Origin of the sequence: Salinirubellus litoreus (assembly GCF_037335815.1) — an archaeon.
Classification (GTDB): Archaea; Halobacteriota; Halobacteria; order Halobacteriales; family Haloarculaceae; genus Salinirubellus; species Salinirubellus litoreus.
Window position 1 is genome coordinate 35,720 of the sequence record NZ_CP147841.1, and the last position, 21,666, is coordinate 57,385.

Here is a 21,666-nt window from a genome sequence, read left to right on the forward strand (position 1 = left end):
GCGACTCGCTCGCCGGACGAGCGACGCCTTTCAGTCCCATTCACCCGATTCCCTCGTCGTCGGTCGCTCGTCCGAACACCATCGAGACGTACCGTGAGGCATTTCTCTCCGGTCGCAGTCGACCCACCAGTGTCCTCCCAGGCGCACCCGCGTCCGTGGCTCGTCCTCGCCGGGTGCTTCCTCGTCTCGACCGGCTTCAACGCCTACCTGTTCGCGCCCGCGCCCCTGGTCCCGCTTCTGGTGGGCGAGTTCGGGATCGACAAGCCGGCCGCGGGGCTGGCGATCAGCGCCGTCTTCCTCGCCTGGGTGCTCCTCCAGCTCCCCGGCGGGCTCCTCATGGACCGCTACGACAACCGGCTGCTCGTCTGGGCCGGGGCGGCCCTGCTGTTCGTCGCGGCCGCGCTGGGCACCGTCGCGCCGAGCTACGGGACGTTCCTGCTCACCCGCTTTCTCGCCGGCGGCTCCGCGCTGTTCCTCTGGACGACGGGCGCGAACGTCGTCGACCGGTCGTTCCCGGCTTCGAGCCGGGCGATCGGCACGGGGATATTCATCGCGAGCGCCCCCGCCGGGGTCACCCTCGCGCAGTTCGCCGGCCCCCTGATCGCCGCGGCGTTCGGCTGGCGGGCCACCCTCGTCGCGTACCCCGCCGTGACCGCGGTCGGACTCCCCCTCCTCTACGTCCTCCTGCGCGAGCCGGTCCGGAACGAGAGCCGTCTCGGGCTCTCGACGTTCGCCGCGGCGCTCCGGGACCGGACGATCCTGCTGGTCTCGGTCAGTAGCTTCTGTGCGTACTCGCTGTTCGTCTTCTTCAACTCCTGGATGCCCACCTACGGGAAGGACGTCGTCTCGCTCGACCTCGCGACCGCCGGGGCGATGACGGCGCTCGTGCCGGCGATGGGCCTGCTCGCGCGCCCCGGCGGCGGCTGGCTCTCGGACCGGATCGGCGGGCGTCGTCGACCGGTCCTCGTCGCCACGTTCGTGCTCGTCCTGCCCGCGCTCGTCGGGGTCACGCTGGTTTCCTCGACGCTCGGGTTCGCCGCCGCGCTCGTCCTGGCCGGCGTAGGGTCACAGCTCGGTACCGGTGTCTTCTACGTCTACGTCGGCGAGCTCAGCGCCGAGGAGACCCGCGGGACGGGGCTGGCGGTGCTGACGACCCTCTCGATCTCGGGTGCGCTGACCGCACCGGTCCTCACGGGCTGGCTCATCGAGCGGTTCTCGTGGGACGCCGCCTTCGGCTTCGGCGGTCTCCTCGCGGTCGTGGGCGTCGTCGCCGTCGCGCTGGTCTCGGAGTAGTGCCCGTTCGCGGGGAGCTCCCGATGGGCGTCACAGACACGGGCAGCCCTTACCGCGGGTGGGAACGTTGAAACCTCCCGCGCGCGACGGCGGGGTATGGCAGACGATAGCGAACGGAGCTTCGAGACGAACGCGCTCCACGCCGGCCAGGAACCCGACCCGACGACGGGCGCACGCGCCCCGCCCATCTACCAGACCACGTCGTACGTCTTCGACGACGCCGACCACGCCGCGCGGCTGTTCGCCCTGGAGGAGGCGGGGAACATCTACTCGCGGCTGATGAACCCGACGAACGCGGTTCTCGAAGGGCGCATGGCGACCCTCGAAGGAGGGGTCGGTGCGCTCGCCACCGCGTCGGGGATGGCCGCGCTGAACCTGGCGACGTTCATGCTCGCCGAGGCCGGCGACAACGTCGTCACCGCGTCGTCGCTCTACGGCGGCACCTACACGTTCTACACGCACACCGCGCCGCGGCGTGGCGTCGAGGCGAAGTTCGTCGACACGCTCGACTACGAGGCCTACGAGGAGGCCATCGACGAGGACACGGCGTACGTCCACTGCGAGACCATCGGCAACCCCGCTCTGGACACGCCGGACTTCGAGCGGCTCGCGGACATCGCCCACGAGAACGGCGTTCCCCTCCTCGTGGACAACACGTTCGCCACGCCCGCACTCTGCTCGCCCATCGAGCACGGCGCGGACCTCACCTGGAGTTCGACCACGAAGTGGATACACGGCCACGGGACGACCATCGGCGGGATCCTCGTCGACGGCGGCTCGTTCCCCTGGGAGGACCACGCCGAGAAGTTCCCCGAGATCGCGAAGGAGAACCCCGCCTACCACGGGGTGAACTTCCGCGAGCGCTTCGGCGAGGCGGCGTTCACCTTCGCCGCGCTGGCACGCGGCCTGCGTGACCTCGGCAACCAGCAGGCCCCCTTCGACGCCTGGCAGACCGTCCAGGGACTGGAGTCGCTCCCGATGCGGATGGAACGCCACTGCGAGAACGCGATGGCCGTCGCCGAACATCTCGACGACCACCCCGACGTCTCGTGGGTCATCTACCCCGGCCTTTCGGACCACGAGACCCACGACAACGCGAGCAAGTACCTCGACGGCGGCTACGGCGGGATGATCGCCTTCGGGCTCGAGGCGGGCTACGACGCCGCCCGGAAGACCGTCGAGAGCACGGAGGTCGCGAGCCTGCTCGCGAACGTCGGCGACGCGAAGACGCTCGTCATCCACCCCGCATCGACGACCCACCAGCAGCTCACCGAGGAGGAGCAGCTGGCCGCGGGCGTCAGACCCGACATGGTCCGGCTCTCCGTCGGCACGGAGGGCGTCGAGGACATCAAGGCGGACCTGGATCAGGCCATCGAGAAGTCGTCCTGAAGGGAACGCACACCGGAGGGCGGGCCAGCCGCGCGGGTCCTCGTTCCCGGCCCCCGGGAGCCAGGATCCCGCGTTATCGCCGGGGGAGGACGACCGCTAGACGATCACCATGACCGAAACTCACCGACCCACTGTGGAGACACACGTCGGACTCTGGATGCTCGGACTCCTCGGTCTCCTCGCGTTCATTGGCTTCCAGGCGTTCGAGCGTCACGACCCGCTTTCCTGTTCTGGTTCGCGTTCGCCGGGTTCTTCTCGTTCCTCGGCTACCGGTGGGAGCGGCTGAAGTACCTGGGACTCCTCGGGGTTCTGGGCCTGCTCGTCGCGATCCTGGGCGTGTTCGGAGCCTTCCCGGTCTGATCCGGACACGGCCGACAGGGATCGGACGGGAGCGGGCGGGGCACCGTGTCCCTACCGCCGGAACAGCAGCGCGCTCACGCCCACGACGACCGCAGCGGGGTAGGCGGGGTGCTGGAGCGAGAACGCCACGAACCGGTCGACCATCGCCGGAGGGAGGTCGACCCCTCCCGCGCCGACCGTGACGCCGAGCGAGGAGAGGACGACGCTCGCCGCGAGGAGCGCGGCGATACCCCCGGCCGTCCGGAGCGGGTGGTCCGCGGCCCACCGGAGCACCGGACCGGCGAGGAGGAACAGCGCGCGAGCGACCAGTCCCATGGACGAAACGTGTCTCTCAGAGCACAAAAGCTTGCGCACGACATCCGTCCGACGGAAGAGGGGCCGGAATCAGAGCAGGCCGCGCGACTCGAGGAGGTCCCGGAGTTCGGCCATCGATTCGACGACGACCTCACAGTGGGGCTCGACCGCGGGCTTGGGCTCGTAGCCGACGGCGAGGCCCGCCACCTCCAGCATCGGGAGGTCGTTCGCGCCGTCGCCGACCGCGACCGTGTCGGCCATGTCGACCCCCAGGTCCTCGGCGAGGTCTTCGAGAGCAGTGTCTTTCGTCCCCTCCACCAGCGGCCCCTCGACCCGGCCGGTGAGGTGGCCCTTCCGGGAGACGAGGTGGTTGGCGACGATCGTATCGACCTGGACGCCGGTGGCGGAGAGGGCGGCCTCGACGCCGCGGTCGAACCCGCCGGTGAAGATGGCCACGTGGTGGCCGGCCTCCCTGAGCGCCGCGATCACGTCGGCCGCGCCGGGACGGAGTTCGACGCGCCCGAACGCCTCCTCCGCGGCCCCCTCGTCCAGCCGGAAGAGGAGGTCGGCCCGCTCGCGGAGGCTCTCGGCGTAGGAGAGCTCGTCGTTCATCGCCCGCTCGGTGATCTCGGCGATCTCGTCGGCGACCCCCTGCTCCTCGCCGAGCAGCACCATCATCTCCGAGTCCGAGAGCGTCCCGTCGAAGTCGAACGCAACGAGCATGACGGGCGTTCCCGGCCACGGGGCTTGAATGGTGCCGTTCGAGCGGTCGGCGTCCGGGATCGAGGACCGACCCGTGGCCGAGGCCGACCGGCGAACCCGCCGAACTTATGCCCGCGGGGGAGCCAGCCCGGGTCGTGAAGGAGATCGTCAGCACGAACGCGGCACCGGAAGCGGTCGGCGCGTACAGCCAAGCGACGACGAACGGCGAGCTGGTGTTCACCGCCGGACAGATACCTCTCACCCCCGATGGGGAGATGCTCGACGACGCCCCGATCGCCGAGCAGACCGAACAGGCGCTCGACAACGTCACCGCGGTCCTCGCGCAGGCCGGCGCGTCGATGGACAGCGTGCTGAAGGTGACCGTCTATCTCGACGACATCGAGGACTTCGAGGAGATGAACGAGACCTACGCCACCTACTTCGAGACCGAGCCGCCCGCCCGGTCGGCGATCGAGGTCGGCGCGCTCCCGAAGGGCGTCGGCGTGGAGGTCGAGGCGGTCGCCGTCGTCGAGGAGTGAACGCACGGGCGATCACCCCCTGCACTTATCCTCTCGGCGTCGTCCCATCGGGATATGAGGGAGATCGTCAACACGAACGCGGCACCGGCGGCCATCGGCGCGTACAGCCAGGGAACGACGAACGGCGAGCTGGTGTTCACCGCCGGACAGGGGCCGCTCGATCCCGACGGGGAGGTGCTGGAGGACGCCTCGATCGCCGAGCAGACCGAGCGGGTGCTGGACAACGTCGCCGCGATCCTCGAGGAGGCGGGGGCGTCGATGGACGACGTGATGAAAACGACGGTGTTCCTCGACGACATCGAGGACTTCGAGGAGATGAACGAGACCTACGCCACCTACTTCGAGACCGAGCCGCCCGCCCGGTCAGCGGTCGAAGTGGGTGCGCTCCCGCTCGGTATCGGCGTGGAGATCGAGGCGATCGCCCTGGTGGAGTGAGACGGTCGTGCGTGACGATTTACCGTCGATCACCCGGCCGAGGTCGGTCATCGCCGGTAGAGGACTACGCACGACCGTATGAAGCCGCGAACGAAGGCGAGCCTGCTGTGGGGTCTCATCGGCGCGCTCGTCTTCCTCGTCGGCCTGCAGGCCTTCCGGCTGGTGACCGGGGAGGGAGCCACGTTCGGCGTGACCGCCGGGGTGGCGCTGCTGGTCGGCGTCGTCGCGAGCGTGGCCGCGTACGTCGTCGAAGACCGGGCCCTCGGGGAAAAGGAACAGTCTTAAGCGGCGGAGCGGGCTAGCCTCGCCCGAGCCGGGATGGCCGAGTGGTAAGGCGCACGCCTGGAAAGCGTGTTCCCTCTGGGATCCAGGGTTCAAATCCCTGTCCCGGCGTGCTCTGACGCGAACTTCGGCGAGCACCGCGTGGCGTGTGTTCACCATTCGTGAGCGGCGACACGACCACGACAGGATTTGAGTACCGGTCGCAGCGTCCGAACGGAGTGAGGGCGACCGTCCGGTTTCGATTCAAATCCCCGTCCCGGCGTGTTCTCGGGCGAGCGATCAGGTGAGCCGTACGCCCCCCGTCGATGCGAGCGCGTGTCTCGTCCACGACAGGATCCGAACCCGGCCCTCTGGTTCGGATCCCCGGCCCGATGCTTCCGTAACGAGCGGCACGGTCGGAGCGATAGCGGCGGCCCCGGCTGGTCGGAGCCGTAGACCGCTAACGCCGGGTCTATACACCCACCCATCGATATCCCGCGCATGACCGACCGCCGGGCCAACTACGCGCTGGTGACGTTCATGGAGCACCTCGGGGAGATGGAGTCGCAGCTCGACGTCGAGTGGGCGGAGTTCGTCGGGGACCGGACCACGGAGCTGACGTTCGAGGTGTCGACCGACGATCCGAGCGACGCCTACCTCCAGCTGCAGGCCTACGACGTGGGGACGTACGGGCACGACGTCCTGCTCAACGGGCAGTCGCTCTCGGGGTTCGACATCCCCCCATCGCAGGGCTGGCAGTCCTGGATGGACGCGATCACCGGAGCCGCCCTCCAGGGTGGGGAGAACACGCTCCAGTTCGTCCGCGAGACGGACTCGAACGACTCGTTCGTCGTCGGGAACGTCGTCGTCAACTGGAGGGAACCGACGGGGAGTGGCGTATAAACCCCGCTCGAAACGGCCCGGACCCGGATAGCGTATCATGCGTGAACACGTCGCATAGACACCGGGTACTGGGTCGTAGTACCGCGATCCTGTCGGTTTATCGTCGTGCCGACCGATCGACCCGGTGAGCGCGAAACACGAAATTTTATATAGAACCGTGGACAACGAATCGTCTGAACATGTCTCAGCGAATGCAGGGTCAGCCGATGATCATTCTCGGCGAGGACTCCCAGCGAATGAAGGATCAGGACGCGCAGAGCCACAACATCAGCGCGGCTCGCGCGGTCGCGGAGTCCGTACGCACGACGCTCGGCCCGAAAGGGATGGACAAGATGCTCGTCTCCTCGATGGGCGACGTCACCATCACGAACGACGGCGTCACCATCCTCCAGGAGATGGACATCGACAACCCGACGGCCGAGATGATCGTCGAGGTCGCCGAGACACAGGAGGACGAGGCGGGCGACGGGACCACGACCGCCGTCGCGATCGCCGGCGAACTCCTCAAGAACGCCGAGGACCTCCTCGAACAGGACATCCACCCGACGGCGATCATCAAGGGGTTCCACCTGGCCTCCGCGAAGGCCCGCGAGGAGATCGACGACATCGCCGTCGACGTCGACACCGACGACGAGGAGGTCCTCCGGAAGGTCGCCGAGACCTCCATGACCGGCAAGGGCGCGGAGCTCAACAAGGAGCTCCTCGGTCAGCTCATCGTCGACGCCGTCCGGGCCGTGACCGTCGAGGCCGACGACGGCTCGAACGTGGTCGACCTCGACTACGTGAACATCGAGACCCAGACCGGCCGCTCGTCCGGCGAGAGTGAACTCCTCCGCGGTGCGGTCATCGACAAGGACCCCGTCCACCCGGACATGCCGGACACGTTCGAGGAGGCGAAGGCGCTCCTCATCGACGAGCCGATCGAGATCGAGGAGACCGACGTCGAAGCCGAACTCCAGGTCGACAGCCCCGACCAGCTCCAGCAGTTCCTCGACAGCGAGGAGCAGCAGCTCCGCCAGAAGGTCGAGCAGATCAAGGACGTCGGCGCGGACGTCGTCTTCTGCCAGAAGGGTATCGACGACCTCGCCCAGCACTTCCTCGCCAAGGAGGGCATCCTCGCCCTGCGGCGCGTGAAGAAGTCCGACATGAAATTCCTGCGGGAGGTACTCGGCGCGAGCATCGTCAGCGACCTCGACGCCGCCCAGCCCACGGATCTCGGGACGGCCTCGATCCGGCGCGACGAGGCCGACGAGCTGTTCTACGTCGAGAACGCCGACGACGACGTCGAACAGCACGGCGTCACGCTCCTGCTGCGGGGCTCGACCGAGCACGTCGTCGACGAGCTCAAGCGCGGCATCGGTGACGCGCTCGACGTCGTCTCCCAGACCGTCGCCGACGGGCGCGTGCTCGCGGGCGGCGGAGCCGTCGAGGTCGAACTCGCCCGCCGCGTGCGCGACTACGCCGACTCCGTCAGCGGCCGCGAGCAGATGGCCGTCGAGGCGTTCGCCGACGCGCTCGAACTCGTCCCGCGCGTGCTCGCCGAGAACTCCGGGCTCGACGCCATCGACACGCTGGTCGACCTCCGCGCGGCCCACGCCGACGACGACCCGCGCGCCGGGCTCGACGTCTTCACCGGCGACGTCGTCGACACCTACGAGGCCGGCGTTGTCGAACCCGCCCACGCCAAGGAACAGGCCCTCTCCTCGGCTACCGAGGCCGCGAACCTCGTCCTCAAGATCGACGACATCATCGCCGCGGGCGACCTCTCGACCTCCGGCGGCGAGGAGGAGGAGGTGCACCCGGCGGCGGCATGGGTGGCGGCATGGGCGGTATGGGCGGTGGCATGGGCGGCATGATGTAGGAGCCTCGGGCACACCCAACACACCAGCCCGCCGAACCGCCGTTCGACCGATTTTCTCCTGCGACGACTCGCGCAAGACCCGCACTCCCGACAGCCCACACGGCGGTCGACGGGCGCCGCTGTGAGTTCCGATACCGACCCGTTCAACGCCCACGGTGCGATAGGGGCCACCCGGTGGACACACCCGATCGGACCCACGTTCTCACCGGACGGGAAGCAGAGAGTAGTTTATAATAGTGCGGATAGTACACAACCATGGTGTACTCGACATGGAGAAGAACGTCGGTGGATACGACCGGATAGCGCGGTTCGTGGTCGGCCCGATCCTCGTGGTCGTCGGGTTCGCGGCGTTCGGTGGCCTGCTCACGCTCGCCGCCGGAACGGTCGGGCTCGCCCTCGCGGCGGTGGCCCTGCTCGTCGGTATCGTCTTCGTGACGACGGCGACGATCCAGAAGTGCCCGCTCAACGCCGCACTCGGGCTGAACACGTACCGTGAGAGAGAGGAGACCGAGTCGATCGACCCGGAGACGGGGCGCGCTGCCTGAGCCGATCGTCGACCACGATCCGGTCCGGATGCACCGTTCTCCCGGTCCGAAATCCGCGGAACTAAGCCCGGGGACGTGGACGCTTCCCCATGGTACTGGAGGCGGTCGGCGTCGCGTTCTGGACGATGCTCCCCGCGTACGTCCCGAACAACGCGGCGGTGCTGTTCGGCGGCGGCCCGCCTATCGACGGCGGGCGGACCCTCGGCGGCAGGCGGCTCCTCGGCGACGGGAAGACCTGGCGAGGGACGTTCGTCGGCACGGGAGCGGGAGCGCTGCTCGCGCTCGCCCTCGACATCCTCCAGCCGACGGTCGTCACCACCTCGGGACTCGCGCTCCCGACGTTTCCGCCGCTCGTCGCCCTCTCGCTCTCGGCCGGGGCGATGCTCGGCGACATCGCCGCGTCGTTCGCCAAGCGCCGAACCGGCCGCGAGCGCGGGGCCGCCTTCCCCGTCGTCGACCAGCTCGACTTCGTGGCCGGGGCGCTCGTCCTCACGCTGCTCGTCCGGCCGGGCTGGTTCCTCGAGACGTTCACGCCGGTCGTCCTGGCGGTCGTGGTCGTGATGACCCCGCTGCTCCACGTCGGGACGAACGCGGGCGCGTATCTGCTCGGACTGAAGGACGAGCCCTACTGAGTCAGGTCTTGAGCCCCGATCCCGAGAGGGCGACGACGACATCCGCGTCCGGGCCGAGGTCGCCACGATCACGGTACTCGCGGAGCGCCGCGGGCGCGACCCCACAGGTCGGCTCGGTGTAGAACCCCGCGGCGTGGAGGTGATCGAGTTCGCGCTCGGTCGTCTCCCGTCCGACCGCGATGGCGTCGCCGTCGGTGGCCTGGATGGCCTCGCGTATCTCCGCCATCCGGACCGGCTCGCGTATCTGTATGCCGTCGGCGAGATCGTTCTCCTCGTCCGAGGGACCGTGGAGCGCCTCGGCGATCGGGGCGTAGCCAGCCGCCTGCGCGCCGAGCAGCCGCGGGACGCGCTCGGTCCACCCCACGTCGCGGAGCGCGGTGAACCCCCGGTAGGCCCCGAGGAACATCGTCCCGTGGCCGAGCGGGAGGACGACGGCGTCGGGGACGGACCAGTCCCGCTGTGCGGCGATCTCGTAGGCCATCGTCGCCGTCCCGGCGAAGAACGCGGGGTTCCACGCGTGGCTGGCGTACCATCCCTCGCCCGCTTCCACCGCGGCCACACACGCCTCGGTGACGGCCTCCCGTTCGCCCTCGACCCGTTCGACCGCCGCACCGGTGCGCTCGATGGCCCGGAGCTTCGAGGCCTTCACCGAGGCGGGCACGTAGATCCGCGCGTCGATCCCCGCCCGGGCGGCGTAGGTGGCGACGGCCGCGCCCGCGTTGCCGGAGGAGTCCTCGATCACCCGATCGACGCCCAGTTCGGCCGCCCGCGAGAGCATCGTCGCCGCGCCGCGGTCCTTGAACGAGCCCGTCGGGAACGTGTAGTCGAGCTTGAACCCGCAGTCCCACCCGGGCGCGTCGACGAGCGGCGTCCACCCCTCGCCGAGCGTCACGAGGGGGTCGACTGGCAGGAACGGCTCGAACGCCCAGAGACCGTGGCGAGCGTCGGGCACCTCGGGCGGGGGCCCGTCGGGGAGCGGCCGCTCGGCGAATTCGAGGGGCTCGCCGCACTCGCACCGCCAGCGGTCGGGATAGGTGTTCCCGCAGGCGGGACAGCGGAGATCGGCTGGCATGGTTCGTGGTGTGTACGGACGGGTCGTGTAGGTGTCGATGGGGCCGGCGGGCGATCCGGGACCGATCGGCGCACGGGGGGCGGTTTCGGGCGCGGGGAGAGGGTCGACGGAACCACTTTCCGGATCCGGACGGTACCGGTCACGTGCGACTCATCCAGATCTCCGTCCCCGACGCTCAGCGGGAGACGGTCGTGGAGGTCCTCCGCGAACAGGGCGTCGGGTTCACGGAGGCCTCGGCCACCGGGGAGACGACCGATCACACGCTCGTCAACATCGCGGTCCCCGCGGACGCGGTCGAGCACGTTCTCAACGAGCTCTACGACGCCGGGGTGGACGAGCGGACGTACACGGTGTCGCTGGAGACGGAGTTCGCGATATTCGAGGGGATGGACGAACTCCAGGAGAAGTGGGCGAACACGCCGAACAGCATCGCGCCGCGAACGCTCCGCGCGAAGGCGAAGGGCCTCCAGCTGAACAACCGCTCGTACCTCTGGATGATGTTCCTCAGTACCGTGGTGGCGACCGCCGGGCTACTGCTGAACTCGCCAGCCATCGTGGTCGGCTCGATGGTGCTCGCGCCCCTCGTGAGCCCGATCCTGACGGCGAGCGTCGGCGGGGTCCGGAACGACCGGGAGATGGTTATCTCCAGCATCTTCCTCCAGGCGCTCGGGCTCGGGGTGGCGGTGGTCGGAGCGATCCTGCTGGCCGCGAGCATCCGCTACCTCGGAGTCGTTCCCGGGTCGTTCGGGATCCGAAACGTCGCGACGATCGGCGGTCGGATCGCCCCGAGCATCCTGGCCGCGGCGGTCGCCCTCGCCTCCGGGGCGGCGGCCGCGTTCGGCCTCGCCTCGAAGGGGGACGTGAGCATCGTCGGGGTCATGATCGCGGCCGCGCTCATCCCGAGCGCGGCTACGGCGGGTATCGGCATCGCGTGGGGCGAGTTCGTCGTGGGCGCGGGCGCGCTCCTCCTCCTGGCGCTCAACGTCGTCCTCGTCAACGTCAGCGGGTTCGCGACGCTCTGGTACCTCGGTTACCGACCCGACGACATCGACACCAGCGTCTTCGACGTCGGTACGCGCGAGGAGATGGTGACGGTCGGCACGACCGTCCTGGTCGTGGGACTCGTCGTCGTCGGTGTCGGCGTCGGGTTCGCCTTCCAGAGCTCGTTCGAACACACCGTCAACGGGGTCGTCGCCGAGACGCTGGCCGGCGAGGACTACCCCGGACTCGCGGTCGAAGGGACCACCGTGGAGTACACGGCCCCGGGGCCGCTCGAGGACGGGCCGGTCATGGTCACGCTCCAGGTCGCCCGGACCGCAGACCGGTCATACCCCGACCTCCCGAACGTGCTCGACCGGCGCATCTCGGAGCGGACCGGCCGGGAGGTGACCGTCGAGATAACCTACGTCGACTACCACCGGTCCGACGAGCGGCTGACTCGTACGCATGGGTACTCGACGCGCTCCCGATCGCTCGGCGAGTCACTCCCGGTGGGCCGGTCTCCGGCGTGATCCGCATCCACTACTGGTCGGGCGAGGAGAGCCGACCCCGAGTGAGCCGCGTCGGGTACGACGCGGCTCAGGACCGGACAGACTCCGGAAGTGCATCTGTCGACCCGGGGCACGACCGCGATGACCTCGTCGAAAGGGCACTCGCGTTCTGGCGGTCGCGGCGAGTTCGACTGCGTTTCTCTGATCCCCCACTCTGGAGTCTAATGCTCTCCAGAGAAGGATCCACAGAACACGGGACCGACAGACCTCGTTTAAGCCTTATCAGCGGATACGAACCGCCTGCTGAATAGAGGGTGTATATGCAGCACGACAGCACTGTTTGTTCGAAGAAATCCGACTAGACAGACGATGATGAATCAGCGGGCAGCACCGGAACCATCGCGTAGATCTCAATCGGCGCTACCGGGTTGAAGCACCCCTCTGCTCTGGGTGGTCAAAGCTGGCCCATCACGACGAGAATTGATCGTCGCCCCACACTCGGGACACTCGTAGTCAAGATGGTCGGTGTGCACTTCGATGATCCAGTCTCCATTGATTCGACTTGCGTGATTACAACTGGTACAGTAGAGTGTCGCCTTGTGAGATGACTGGCGCTCAGAGGCCGTATCGGAGGAAACCATTCTCCCATCTATTTTCCGACTGGTGATAAGGATATGCTTCACCTCAGTGCGTAGTTGGTACTAAATAGAGAGACTAGCAACTCCTCGATCGGAACAGAGGGAGAGGCCGATCAAACGGAGGATGGAGGTCTCAAACCGGAGATGGAGTCGATCTTAACAGGGTCGAGTGCAAGATACGCGATGTATTCAGCACGGCCGCTGAAACGGGTCACTTTCGGACTATTTCGACAGCGCCAACCGATCTGATACTGTCGGCATCCGCGCCGAGCGAAGCGAGGCGCGGTTCACCCGCTCCGAGCGGCGAAGCCGCGAGGAGCGCAGTTTTTCCCCACGTTTTTGCGAGCCGAGCGGGACGGCTCCGCCGTCCCGCTGGCCGTGCGAACGGGCGGCTTCGCCGCCCGTGAGCAGAGAGTGGTTCGCGAGCGGAGTCGTTCGAGAGAGCGAAGCTCTCTCGTGATGACGAAAGGCGCAGAGCGCCTTTCGAACCACGAGCGAACCCGACGAGTAAAAAGTGGGTTCTAGTAGTCGTCTACGTCCGTCCCGACGGAACAGACGTACTCGCCGGCGGCGACCTGCGGGAGCCGCCGTGCGCGCCAGAACACCCCCCGAGGAGTCGGCGGTGACCGTCGACTTGACGTTGCCGAACGCGTCGGTCACCTCGAAGAGGTCGTCGCCACGCGAGACCTCCTCGCCGAGGTCACGAAGCAGGGTGACGAGCCCCCCCGGCCGGCGAGCCGTACTGGTCGAAGCCGGTCGCCCGGACCTGCGGCTCGGCCGCGACGGTGCCGTCGAGGAAGCCGTAGTGGGTGAGGACGTTCATCACGCCGCGGACGCCGATCCGGATCGACTCCTCGTCCCAGCCGACGCTCCCGCCGAGTTCGGGGTCGATCGTGGGAATACCCTCGTCGGGGGCCGCTCGCGCGAGCTGGCCGTCGGGGCCCTTCTGGTCGAGGATGTAGCCGGTGCCGAACACCTTGGCGAGGTCGAGACAGTCGCGGTGGAGCCGATGTCGGGGGCCACACCGCACCCGCGCCTCGTTGATCATCCGCGAGGTCGAACCCTGGTGGAGGTCGAGGACGAGGTCGGCGCGGGTCGCTGCCTCGAAGGTGGCGTGGGAGATGCGCTCGCTGGCGGTGCCGTTCGCGTCGCCGGGATACGTTCGATTGAGCTTCGTGTCGTCGATGGGGTTGCGGTGTTCGGCGATCTGGAACCCGTAGTGGTTGACGATGCCGACGACGAGGACGGTCCCGGAGAGTTCGGCGGGATCGACCCGGGGGACGAACCGCTGGACGACGCCGAGGCCGTTGAGTTCGTCGCCGTCGGAGACCGCCTGGACGTAGAGGGTCTTGCCGTCCCGAGCGCCATTGATAACGCAGACCGGGAGGGCGACCTCGGAGCCGTCACGGGCCTCGCCGACCGGCAGGCGACCCACGGACACCTCGCCGGGGGATGCGTTCGCCGTGCCGAGGGTGGTCATTACTACTCCAGCGTAGGGCGATATCCTTAGACCGTTCGGTATCGGCACATGGCTCCACAGCAGAGGCGAGCGGGGCCGATGCCCGACAGTATATCCGTCCGGCTCCCCTCCGTCGACGTGTGAGCGATGCGAGGCCCCGGCCGGGGACCGATGCCACCGACGACCAGCCGGGACGACCGGGGACCGCCGCCTTCCTGGCGGCGCTGCGGGTGCGGCGGAACGCGAAGGTGGGGTTCGCCCTCGGGACCGTCCTCGCGCTGGCGCTCCTCACGCTCGTCGTGCGGGGAGCCGCGGCCGCACAGTATCCGGTCTACCTCTACGCGGCGCTGGCGTTCGTCCTCGCGGTCGGCGTCGGGCTCCTCCTGACCGCCGCTCTCACCGTCGGGGTGGCGGTCAGGCGAGCCCGCGAGATGGACGGGGAGACCGGACGTCCGGACTGACGGCGGCTACGCCCCGACGCCGGCCAGCGTCGACAGCCGCTCGGCACCGGCTCGCGTCCCCTTGGCGACGAAGACGTCGCCGGCGTGGAGTTCGGTGCCCGACCCGGGCGAGACCACCCAGTCGCCGAGACGGGTGGCCCCGGCCTGCCGGCCGCGCCGGACCGCGATGACGCGCATCCCCGTCTCCGTCTTGACCATCGCCTCGCCGAGCGTGGCCCCGTCGAGACGTGATCCGGGAGCCACTTCGAGGCGGACGATCACCTCGTCGGATTCGCGGACGGCCTCGGCGATGACGGGGTGGGTCCCGAGCCCCCGAAGGACGCCCTCGCTGATCTCGAGGGCGGCGTCGCTGATGACCTCCGTCGCGCCGGCGATGTGCATCAGTCCCCGTAGCTGGACCGGATCGTCCATCCCGGCGGCGGCCCGGAGTATCCACGCCTCGAAGCGGTCCTCGAGGGCGTCGACCTCCGCCTCGAGTTCGAGCACCTCCTCGGCGATCCCGTCCGAATCGAAGAGGACCGCGCCGTAGGCGAGGTCGACCGCGAGTTCGGACATGTTCTTCATCAGTACGACGCTGTCGACGGCGCGTTCGAGGTCCTCGACGGTGGGCTCGGGCGCCTCCGGCGGCTCGTAGGCGTCCCCGGAGAGGGACTCGTACACCTCGGAGACGCCCTCCTCGGGCCCCCTGAGGAGCGCGACGTCCCCCGCCCGGAGGACCGTCTCGTGATCCGGGTTGGTGAGCCAGTCGCCACCTCGACGGACGGCGATGACCCGTACTCCCGTACTCGTCTCGAGGTTCGCCTCGCCGAGCGAGCGCCCGACGAGCGGCGAGTCGGGCGTCACATCCACTCTGACGAGCGTCTCGACGGCCTCCGGGAGGGCGTTCCGCATCGCCTCGGGGAGGCCCACGTCCTCGAGGACGACCTTGGCGATGTCGCCGGCGGCGTCGCTGATCTTCTCGGCCGCGCCCACAACCCCGAGGACGGGCGCGAGTGCCTCCGCGTCCTCGGGGTTGCGGGCGGCCATGAGCAGGCTCATCCGGGCCTGCATCTGGAGGACGTCCATCCGCTCTTCGAGTTCGAGCACCTCCCCCGCCACCGCGTCGCTACCGAGCAGCACCGCCGAGTACGAGAGGTCGATGAGGAGTTCGGCGGTGTCCTTCATCTCCGCCAGCACCGCCTTCACCGAGACGGGCTCGTACTCGACGTCGTCGACGGCCATGCCCGTCGGTTCCGCGCGGTCGGGCAAAAGCGTTCCCGGTGCCGGTCGGGGACGCCGTTCGACGCCCACCTCCCCCCGTCAGGGCGAAGGAGTGCCGTGGGCATGTGGTCGCAACGACAACCCTTTTGCCACAAGCATAGGTAGCCTCCGGCATGGCCGACGAGGAACTAAGGAAGGGTCTCGAGGGCGTGCTGGTGGCCGAATCCGAGCTCTCGTATATCGACGGGGACGAGGGACGGCTGGTCTATCGGGGGTACGACATCGAGGACCTGGCTCGGGGGGCCAGCTACGAGGAGGTCGTCTACCTGCTCTGGCACGGCGAGCTCCCGACGCGGGAGGAGCTCGACTCGTTCACCGAGTCGATGACCGACGAGCAGTCGGTCGACCAGGAGGTCATCGAGGTGGCGCGCCGCCTCGCCGACGCCGGGGAGACCCCGATGGGGGCGCTCCGGACGCTCGTCTCGTATCTCTCCGCGGAGGACCCGGAGGCCGACTCCGAGCCGACCGACCTCGACGCCGCCGCCCGGAAGGGCCGCCGCATCACCGCGAAGATACCGACCGCGCTCGCGGCGTTCGACCGGCTCCGCCGCGACGAGGAGGTCGTCGAACCCGACGAGGAGCTCGGGCTCGCCGCGAACTTCCTCTACATGCTGACCGGCGAGGAGCCCGACGACGTGGCCGCGGAGACGTTCGACATGGCGCTGACCCTCCACGCCGACCACGGCCTGAACGCCTCGACGTTCACCGCGATGGTCGTCTCCTCGACGCTCGCGGACCTCTACTCCTCGGTCGTCGCCGGCGTGGGAGCACTCTCCGGACCGCTCCACGGCGGGGCCAACCAGGACGTGATGGAGCTGTTCTTCGAGATCGCCGAGGCCGGTGAGGACCCCGTCGAGTACGTGGCCCGCCTCCAGGACGAGCGCGAGGACTGGCGCGTCCCCGGGATGGGACACCGCGTATACAACGTGAAGGACCCGCGGGCGAAGATACTGGGCGCGAAGTCGAAGGAGCTCGCCGAGGAGACCGGCGAGCGGAAGTGGTACGACATGGCCGCCGAGATCGAGCGCTACTTCGACGAGGAGAAGGGGCTCACGAAGCGCGGCATCGCACCCAACGTCGACTTCTACTCCGGGACCGTCTACTACCAGCTCGGCATCCCGATCGACATGTACACGCCCATCTTCGCGATGAGCCGTGCCGGCGGATGGATCGGCCACGTCCTCGAGTACCAGGCCGAGAACCGCCTCATCCGGCCGCGCGCCCGCTACGTCGGCGAGAAGGACCGGGAGTTCGTCCCCGTCGACGAGCGGTAGGTCGGCTCCGGTCCTCCGCCGGTTCCCACGACCCCGCTACGAACCCTGTTACGACCTCGCTACGAACTCCGTTACGACCCATGGACGTGTTCGTCTACGGGACGCTCACGGATCTCGATCGAGCCGCCGCAGTGCTCGGAGCCGACAGGTTCAGGGACCGTGGCTCGACGCGCCTCTACGGCCTCCGACGCGTCGACGGCCGCTACCCGACGCTCGCACCCGGCGGGCACGTCGACGGCCGACTCCTCCGCACTGAGCGGATCGAGGCGCTCGACCGGTACGAGAGGGTAGCGACCGGACTCTACGTCCGAGTATCGGTGCCGGTTAACGGGGACGGAGAGGGGTGCGCGGCGGTGTACGTCGGCGATCCGAAGCGACTCGACACCGCCGAACCGGTCGAGTGGTCCGGCGAGGGGTCGTTCGTAAAGCGGGTCGAACACTACGTCCGTGAGAACCGGGTAGCGATCGAACGGCACGACTGACGGCTGGTTCGATCGGACTCCGGGGACTTCATACGGTCGTGCGTAACGATTTACCGGTGATCGTCCAGGCGGGTTCGGTGATCACCGGTAAAAGACTACGCACGACCGTATCAGTCGTCGGTCGCCTCGATCCGTGCCTGTCGCCTGGCGGCCCGCTCGACGAACTCGTCGGGGAGTTCGTCGATCTCGCCCGCCTGGACGCCCCAGAGATGGGCGTAGAGGCCGTCCTCGTCCAGGAGGTCCTCGTGGGAACCCCGCTCGACGATGCGGCCACCTTCGAGGACGACGATGGTGTCGGCGTCCTTGATGGTCGAGAGCCGGTGGGCGATGGCGAACGTCGTCCGGTCCTCGGTGAGTTCGTCGAGCGAGCGCTGGATGAGCATCTCCGTCTCCGTGTCCACGTCGCTGGTCGCCTCGTCGAGGACGAGGATCTCGGGGTCCTTGAGGATGGCCCGGGCGATGGAGATGCGCTGGCGCTGACCGCCCGAGAGTTTCACCCCGCGCTCGCCGACCTCCGTGTCGTAGCCCTCGGGGAGGTTCGAGATGAAGTCGTGGGCCTCTGCCATCTTCGCGGCCTCGACGATCTCCTCGCGGGTGGCGTCGAACGTCCCGTAGGTGATGTTCTCCGCGACGGTGCCGTAGAACAGGAACGTGTCCTGGGAGACGTAGCCGACTCGCTCGCGGAGGCTCGGGATCGTCACGTCCCGGAGGTCCTGGTCGTCGATGGCGATGCGCCCCTCGTCGACGTCGTACATCCGGAGGAGGAGTTTGAGGACCGTGGACTTGCCCGCCCCGGTCGGCCCGACGAGCGCCAGCGTCTCGCCGCCGTCGACCTCGAAGGAGACGTCCTCGACGATGGGCTCGTCCTCGTCGTAGCCGAACGTCACGTCGTCGTAGACGACACGACCGTCGCTCACGACGAGTTCGTCGGCGTCGGGGTCCTCCGCGATGCGGGACGGCTCGTCCATCAGCCCGAACAGCCGCGCCGAGGAGGCGTACGCCCGCTGATACATGTTGATTATCTGACCAAATTGGGCCATGGGCCAGATGAACCGCTGGGTGAAGAGGATGAACCCGACGAACTGGCCGGGGTGAGTTCGCCGCTGAAGAACAGCGGGGCGCTCCCGGTCGCCTGGTAGGTCAGCACCCAGGCTCCCCCGAGGACGAACGTGAGCACGAACCCGATGCCGGCCATCACCCGCAGGGCGGGGAAGAACTTGATCCGGGTGCCGATGGCGTCCCAGTTGGCGTCGAAGTAGCCCTGCGAGACGTCCTCGACGCGCTCGGACTCGAAGTCCTCCGTGTTCGAGGTCTTGATCACCTGCACGCCACCGAGGTTGTTCTCCAGTCGGGAGTTGACCTGCCCGACCGACGAGCGGACCTCGGCGTACTTGGGCTGGATCGTCTTGATGAACCGGTAGGTGAAGTACGCGATGAGCGGGACGACCCCGAGCGTGACGATCGCGAGCTGCCAGTTCCAGTAGAGCAGGATGGCGGCGATGCCGACCACCATCACACCCAGCCGGAACGCGGAGTTCATCCCGTCGTTCAGGAACCGCTCAGCCTGTTGACGTCGTTCGAGAGGATGGACATCATCTCGCCGGTCTGCTTGTCGGCGAAGAAGTCCATGTTCAGCCGCTGCATCTTGTCGTACGTGTCGGTCCGGATCGCGTGCTGGATGTGCTGGGCGAAGGAGTTCCACCCCCAGTTGCGGGTCCAGTGGAAGGCCGCCCCGCCGAAGAACGCGAACGCGATGAGCCCCGCCGAGAGGTAGAGCTGGCCGGTCCTCGTCGCCGGGAGCCACGCCTCGGGGACCAGCGGGATGCTAAACGGTCGCTCGTCGTAGAAGATCGAGTCGACCGCCAGCGCGAGCAGCACCGGCGGCATCAGGTCGAGCACCCGGGCGACCACGCTCGACAGCAGCCCGACGGCGAACGCGCGCCTGTTCTCCCCGCCGTACTCGACGAACAGCCGCCGCATCGGGTCCTCCGCGTTCTCCCGTTGTTCCTCGAACGGGTCGTCCTCGTCGGCCGTCGCTACATCCATCTACTCTAGTATCGGGGTTCGCCGCGCAAAAGGGTTCGCTTAACTCGATACAAGTTCACACGCCGACACGACGCGAGCGCCACGATGACACTCGCTCCGACGGTGACTCACTCTTCGCCCAGATCCTCGATGACGACCCTGTCCCCGGGCTCGACCCCGTGGCGGGTCGTCCACTCGTAGTTCACCTCCAGGACGTACTGGCCCTCGCCAGGGTAGCGGTAGTCCTCACCGTCCTCGCCCTCGGGCGGCTCGGGCGCATGGTGGATCGATTTGATCGTCCCGTTCGCGCCGACGTAGACGATGTCGATACCGAACGACATGTCCCGCATGACGTACGTGAGCTCCCGCTCGGAGTCGTAGGTGAACAGCATCCCCCGATCGGCGGGGAGCGACTCGGTCTTCGAGAGCCCGGTGTAGCGCTTCTCCGGCGTGTCGGCGACGGCCACCCGTACCGTGCCGAGTTCGGTCCCGTTCCCGTCGAGGACGGTCACCGTCGCGTGGTCGTAGCGTCCCTCCGTCGGCGAGGGGGTCGCACCCGCACTCGTACCCGTCCCCTCCGCCGTCCCGGTCGCGGGCGCGTCCGTGGCTGTCGGCTGGTAGCCCGGCCCCCCGACGAACGGCAGGTACGCGCCGCTGACGACGATGGCACCGCCGGCCAGCAGGATCAGGAGTGCCGTGAGGACGAGGCCGCTGCGGTTCACACCCGATGTGGGAGGGCGACGCGCCTAAGCGTTCCGCCAGCGTCCGGCAAGATCGACCCTCTCAGGCCTGTGCGGACGAGCGTGAATTCGTCCGTTTCCCACCCCGTCGGAGGCGAGGGGGAGTGATCTGGAGTCGATCGAGCGGCCGCATTAGTATTGTGAATTAGCCCGTTTTCTCCGAATCATTCTCGTAGCCTGGGAACGTGCTAGTATGTATATATCTGCCCGTACCGAGCCTATTAGAGGTGATCGGAAGTGACTATCACGAACCACGGAGAGGAGAGTAGAGATCGAACAGGACACGACGGCACCGGGTGCGGACGCCCGAGGCGGACGTTCCTGAAGGGGGTCGGACTCCTGGGTGCGGGCGCGGTGTTCGGACCGTCGCTGGCGTCGCCGGTCGGTGCCACCCCGGAGTCGTCGATACCGTCCCTGGCGGCGGCACTGGACACCCCGGCGTTGGGAACCGAGTTCGAGGTGACGTACGGTGGGGGAGGCGAGGATCGGTTCTCCGACGTCGTCCAGGCGAGCGATGGCGGCTACGTACTCACCGGAATCACCAGGTCCCCGAGGGGCGACCGCCGGGGGCTCGTGGTCAAGACTGACGACGAGGGGGCGATCGAGTGGGAGTGGGTGGACACCGACCGGAACCCGAGCATCCTCCGGACGGTCGTCGAACTCGACGACGGCTACATCTTCGGTGGGCAGGCCAACGGCACGAGTCTGGTCACGTATCGGTACTGGCTCCTGAAGACGGACTTCGACGGGAACGTCCTGTGGGAGCGGACGTACGGAGTCCCCGGCTACTATGCGAACGCGCGCGCCGCGATCCCGACCGCAGACGGCGGGTTCGCCATCGCTGGGGAGGCCGCGCCGTCCGGGAAGGGGATCGATTTCTACCTCGTCAAGACCGACGGCAACGGCGATCAGGAATGGGCGAGGAGCTACGGTTCTAGCGGGTACGAGAGCGCGGAGGCCCTCCTCCAGACGGCCGACGGCGGGTTCCTCCTCGGCGGCCGGGCGAACGACCAGTACCTCGTTCGGACGGACGCGGACGGAAACGAACAGTGGCGGAAACGGTTCAGACGATCGGGCATTCAACGGATTACGGCGCTCGCCGCGGCGTCCGACGGATACCTCCTCGCGGGGTGGACCACTCACGAGACGGCCGGCGGTGAGGACGTCTACCTCGTCAAGACGGACTTCGACGGGAACGTCCTGTGGGAGCGGACGTACGGGGGCACGGGTGACGATCGTGCGCTGGGTCTCACCACCACCGCCGACGGTGGGTTCGTACTGGTGGGAGAGACGAGGTCGTTCGGTGCCGGGAGCCGGGACGGATACCTGGTCAAAGTCGACGCGGACGGAACCGAACAGCTGACGGCGACGTTCGGGGGGGTCAACGACGACACGTTCAAGAGAGTCGTCGAGACGAGCGACTCCGGGTACGCCGTGGTCGGGCAGACGCGATCGGCGGGGGCGGGGATTTCGACGCCTGGCTGGTGAAGACTGAGCCCGTCTCGTCCGGCCCTTCCCCGCCCGATTCCATCCCGTTCACCGCCACTGTCG

The 21,666-nt window shown here is 68.2% G+C and carries 18 protein-coding genes, 1 tRNA gene and 3 pseudogenes; 15 read left to right on the forward strand and 7 right to left on the reverse strand.

Annotation, left to right across the window (positions count from 1 at the left end; all coding sequences use genetic code 11):
* The first annotated feature begins 129 nt into the window (after positions 1–129).
* A complete protein-coding gene (locus WDJ58_RS00190) occupies positions 130–1,293 on the forward strand; it encodes an MFS transporter (RefSeq protein ID WP_338915591.1) in 1,164 nt (387 codons plus the stop codon).
* 96 nt (positions 1,294–1,389) lie between these two features.
* On the forward strand, positions 1,390–2,682 hold the full coding sequence (locus tag WDJ58_RS00195; RefSeq protein WP_338915592.1) for an O-acetylhomoserine aminocarboxypropyltransferase/cysteine synthase family protein: 1,293 nt from the start codon (positions 1,390–1,392) through the stop codon (positions 2,680–2,682).
* 411 nt (positions 2,683–3,093) lie between these two features.
* Here the strand turns inward: WDJ58_RS00195 and WDJ58_RS00200 are convergent, their stop codons facing one another.
* Positions 3,094–3,357, reverse strand: a complete 264-nt coding sequence (locus tag WDJ58_RS00200) for a hypothetical protein (protein WP_338915593.1) — start codon at positions 3,355–3,357, stop codon at positions 3,094–3,096.
* Between the two features lie 69 nt (positions 3,358–3,426).
* A complete protein-coding gene (gene serB, locus WDJ58_RS00205) occupies positions 3,427–4,059 on the reverse strand; it encodes a phosphoserine phosphatase SerB (RefSeq protein WP_338915594.1) in 633 nt (210 codons plus the stop codon).
* A 107-nt stretch (positions 4,060–4,166) separates the two neighbouring features.
* On the opposite strand from serB, the gene WDJ58_RS00210 reads away from it, so the two are divergent.
* From WDJ58_RS00210 to WDJ58_RS00245, 8 genes and pseudogenes are all read left to right on the forward strand, one after another.
* Complete coding sequence (locus WDJ58_RS00210; protein WP_380659948.1) at positions 4,167–4,577, forward strand: Rid family detoxifying hydrolase; 411 nt, start codon at positions 4,167–4,169, stop codon at positions 4,575–4,577.
* A gap of 54 nt (positions 4,578–4,631) precedes the next feature.
* On the forward strand, positions 4,632–5,012 hold the full coding sequence (locus tag WDJ58_RS00215; RefSeq protein WP_338915596.1) for a Rid family detoxifying hydrolase: 381 nt from the start codon (positions 4,632–4,634) through the stop codon (positions 5,010–5,012).
* Positions 5,013–5,090: 78 nt separating this feature from the next.
* Positions 5,091–5,297: a hypothetical protein gene (locus WDJ58_RS00220; protein WP_338915621.1), complete on the forward strand. Its 207-nt coding sequence runs from the start codon at positions 5,091–5,093 to the stop codon at positions 5,295–5,297.
* Between the two features lie 27 nt (positions 5,298–5,324).
* Positions 5,325–5,405, forward strand: a tRNA-Ser gene (locus WDJ58_RS00225).
* 369 nt (positions 5,406–5,774) lie between these two features.
* Positions 5,775–6,176 carry a DUF7383 domain-containing protein gene (locus WDJ58_RS00230; protein WP_338915597.1) on the forward strand — a complete coding sequence of 134 codons (402 nt, stop codon included), beginning with the start codon at positions 5,775–5,777 and terminating at the stop codon, positions 6,174–6,176.
* Between the two features lie 179 nt (positions 6,177–6,355).
* Positions 6,356–8,037, forward strand: a pseudogene (thsB, locus tag WDJ58_RS00235) (thermosome subunit beta).
* Positions 8,038–8,306: 269 nt separating this feature from the next.
* Entirely contained in the window at positions 8,307–8,582 is a 276-nt protein-coding gene (locus WDJ58_RS00240) for a YgaP family membrane protein (protein WP_338915598.1), read from the forward strand.
* A gap of 89 nt (positions 8,583–8,671) precedes the next feature.
* The gene (locus WDJ58_RS00245) at positions 8,672–9,214 is read left to right on the forward strand and encodes a CDP-2,3-bis-(O-geranylgeranyl)-sn-glycerol synthase (RefSeq protein WP_338915599.1); all 543 of its coding nucleotides are present in this window, start codon (positions 8,672–8,674) and stop codon (positions 9,212–9,214) included.
* Between the two features lies 1 nt (position 9,215).
* Here the strand turns inward: WDJ58_RS00245 and WDJ58_RS00250 are convergent, their stop codons facing one another.
* On the reverse strand, positions 9,216–10,286 hold the full coding sequence (locus tag WDJ58_RS00250; protein ID WP_338915600.1) for a pyridoxal-phosphate dependent enzyme: 1,071 nt from the start codon (positions 10,284–10,286) through the stop codon (positions 9,216–9,218).
* A gap of 143 nt (positions 10,287–10,429) precedes the next feature.
* On the opposite strand from WDJ58_RS00250, the gene WDJ58_RS00255 reads away from it, so the two are divergent.
* Complete coding sequence (locus WDJ58_RS00255; protein ID WP_338915601.1) at positions 10,430–11,797, forward strand: TIGR00341 family protein; 1,368 nt, start codon at positions 10,430–10,432, stop codon at positions 11,795–11,797.
* A 1,138-nt stretch (positions 11,798–12,935) separates the two neighbouring features.
* Here the strand turns inward: WDJ58_RS00255 and WDJ58_RS00260 are convergent.
* Positions 12,936–13,894: pseudogene (locus tag WDJ58_RS00260) on the reverse strand (succinylglutamate desuccinylase/aspartoacylase family protein).
* Positions 13,895–14,013: 119 nt separating this feature from the next.
* Here WDJ58_RS00260 and WDJ58_RS00265 point away from each other — a divergent pair.
* Positions 14,014–14,334 (forward strand): DUF7536 family protein, encoded by a 321-nt coding sequence (locus tag WDJ58_RS00265; RefSeq protein ID WP_338915603.1) that lies wholly within the window; start codon positions 14,014–14,016, stop codon positions 14,332–14,334.
* 6 nt (positions 14,335–14,340) lie between these two features.
* Here WDJ58_RS00265 and WDJ58_RS00270 read toward each other — a convergent pair whose 3' ends face one another.
* Positions 14,341–15,555: a potassium channel family protein gene (locus WDJ58_RS00270; protein ID WP_338915622.1), complete on the reverse strand. Its 1,215-nt coding sequence runs from the start codon at positions 15,553–15,555 to the stop codon at positions 14,341–14,343.
* Positions 15,556–15,707: 152 nt separating this feature from the next.
* On the opposite strand from WDJ58_RS00270, the gene citZ reads away from it, so the two are divergent.
* A complete protein-coding gene (gene citZ / locus WDJ58_RS00275; RefSeq protein ID WP_338915604.1) occupies positions 15,708–16,868 on the forward strand; it encodes a citrate synthase in 1,161 nt (386 codons plus the stop codon).
* An 80-nt stretch (positions 16,869–16,948) separates the two neighbouring features.
* Positions 16,949–17,350: a gamma-glutamylcyclotransferase family protein gene (locus WDJ58_RS00280; protein WP_338915605.1), complete on the forward strand. Its 402-nt coding sequence runs from the start codon at positions 16,949–16,951 to the stop codon at positions 17,348–17,350.
* Positions 17,351–17,460: 110 nt separating this feature from the next.
* Here WDJ58_RS00280 and WDJ58_RS00285 read toward each other — a convergent pair.
* Both WDJ58_RS00285 and WDJ58_RS00290 read right to left on the reverse strand, forming a co-directional pair.
* A pseudogene (locus WDJ58_RS00285) lies at positions 17,461–19,396 on the reverse strand (ABC transporter ATP-binding protein).
* Between the two features lie 107 nt (positions 19,397–19,503).
* Positions 19,504–20,097, reverse strand: a complete 594-nt coding sequence (locus tag WDJ58_RS00290) for a DUF192 domain-containing protein (protein ID WP_338915623.1) — start codon at positions 20,095–20,097, stop codon at positions 19,504–19,506.
* Positions 20,098–20,352: 255 nt separating this feature from the next.
* On the opposite strand from WDJ58_RS00290, the gene WDJ58_RS00295 reads away from it, so the two are divergent.
* Positions 20,353–21,603, forward strand: coding sequence for a twin-arginine translocation signal domain-containing protein (locus tag WDJ58_RS00295; RefSeq protein ID WP_338915624.1), 1,251 nt, complete (start codon positions 20,353–20,355; stop codon positions 21,601–21,603).
* The last annotated feature ends 63 nt before the right edge of the window (positions 21,604–21,666 follow it).

What these genes read in the sequence shown, in the direction of transcription:
- WDJ58_RS00195 (WP_338915592.1), top strand. Translation starts at nt 1,390, where the DNA reads ATGGCAGACGATAGCGAACGGAGCTTCGAGACGAACGCGCTCCACGCC.
- WDJ58_RS00200 (WP_338915593.1), bottom strand. Translation starts at nt 3,357, where the DNA reads ATGGGACTGGTCGCTCGCGCGCTGTTCCTCCTCGCCGGTCCGGTGCTC.
- serB (WP_338915594.1), bottom strand. Translation starts at nt 4,059, where the DNA reads ATGCTCGTTGCGTTCGACTTCGACGGGACGCTCTCGGACTCGGAGATG.
- WDJ58_RS00210 (WP_380659948.1), top strand. Translation starts at nt 4,167, where the DNA reads ATGCCCGCGGGGGAGCCAGCCCGGGTCGTGAAGGAGATCGTCAGCACG.
- WDJ58_RS00215 (WP_338915596.1), top strand. Translation starts at nt 4,632, where the DNA reads ATGAGGGAGATCGTCAACACGAACGCGGCACCGGCGGCCATCGGCGCG.
- WDJ58_RS00220 (WP_338915621.1), top strand. Translation starts at nt 5,091, where the DNA reads ATGAAGCCGCGAACGAAGGCGAGCCTGCTGTGGGGTCTCATCGGCGCG.
- WDJ58_RS00230 (WP_338915597.1), top strand. Translation starts at nt 5,775, where the DNA reads ATGACCGACCGCCGGGCCAACTACGCGCTGGTGACGTTCATGGAGCAC.
- WDJ58_RS00240 (WP_338915598.1), top strand. Translation starts at nt 8,307, where the DNA reads ATGGAGAAGAACGTCGGTGGATACGACCGGATAGCGCGGTTCGTGGTC.
- WDJ58_RS00245 (WP_338915599.1), top strand. Translation starts at nt 8,672, where the DNA reads ATGGTACTGGAGGCGGTCGGCGTCGCGTTCTGGACGATGCTCCCCGCG.
- WDJ58_RS00250 (WP_338915600.1), bottom strand. Translation starts at nt 10,286, where the DNA reads ATGCCAGCCGATCTCCGCTGTCCCGCCTGCGGGAACACCTATCCCGAC.
- WDJ58_RS00270 (WP_338915622.1), bottom strand. Translation starts at nt 15,555, where the DNA reads ATGGCCGTCGACGACGTCGAGTACGAGCCCGTCTCGGTGAAGGCGGTG.
- citZ (WP_338915604.1), top strand. Translation starts at nt 15,708, where the DNA reads ATGGCCGACGAGGAACTAAGGAAGGGTCTCGAGGGCGTGCTGGTGGCC.
- WDJ58_RS00280 (WP_338915605.1), top strand. Translation starts at nt 16,949, where the DNA reads ATGGACGTGTTCGTCTACGGGACGCTCACGGATCTCGATCGAGCCGCC.